The organism is Pseudomonas rustica (genome assembly GCF_018336155.1).
GTDB classification, from domain to species: domain Bacteria; phylum Pseudomonadota; class Gammaproteobacteria; order Pseudomonadales; family Pseudomonadaceae; genus Aquipseudomonas; species Aquipseudomonas rustica.
Genome location: NZ_JAGYHF010000040.1, coordinates 1 through 656 on the forward strand (window position 1 = coordinate 1; position 656 = coordinate 656).

The window sequence follows — 656 nt, forward strand, 5'->3', positions numbered from 1 at the left end:
AGCACGATCAGGTTGGTGGCGTCACTGACGCCGATGGTCGGCGTGAAGGTGGCCGTCCAGGTGATGCCGCCGTCGCTCGACGAGACATTGCTCAGCGTACCGTTGGCAACGCTCAGGTCGCTGTTGTCGAATCCGCTGACCGCCTCACTGAAAGTAATGGTGACGAGCGCGGTTTCACCGGGACGCAGATCGGTATCACTGATGACGATGGTGGCGGTCGGGCGCTGACTGTCGATCACGTAGTTGGCCGAATCGGTGGTGCCGCTGCCGGAATTGCCCGCGATGTCAGTGATGCCGGTGTTGTCCAGGGTGATGATGTTGCTGGTGTCGGTGATGCCCGCCGATGGAGTAAACGTCGCCGTGTAAGTGATGTTGTCCGAGGTGCTCAGCCCGGAGAGCGTGCCGTTGGCCACGGTCAGGTCGGCCAGGGTCAAGCCGCTGACGGCCTCGCTGAAGGTGATGGTCACGGTGGTGGTCTGGCCGACGCCCAGCGCTGAATCGGCGAGCACCACGGTGGCGGTCGGGCGCTGGGTGTCGATGGCGTAATTGTTGGAGTTGGTGGTGCCATTGCCGGCGTTGCCAACGGCGTTCTGCACACCGCTGTTGTCGAGGGTGATCAGGTTGCTCGCGTCCGTGATGTTGCTGGTCGGGCCGTG

General features: G+C 63.1%; 1 protein-coding gene. It reads right to left on the bottom strand.

Going from position 1 to position 656, the window contains the following annotated elements; all coding sequences use genetic code 11:
• A partial coding sequence (locus KFS80_RS26765) for an Ig-like domain-containing protein (RefSeq protein WP_246542040.1) occupies positions 1-656 on the bottom strand: 656 nt, incomplete at both ends.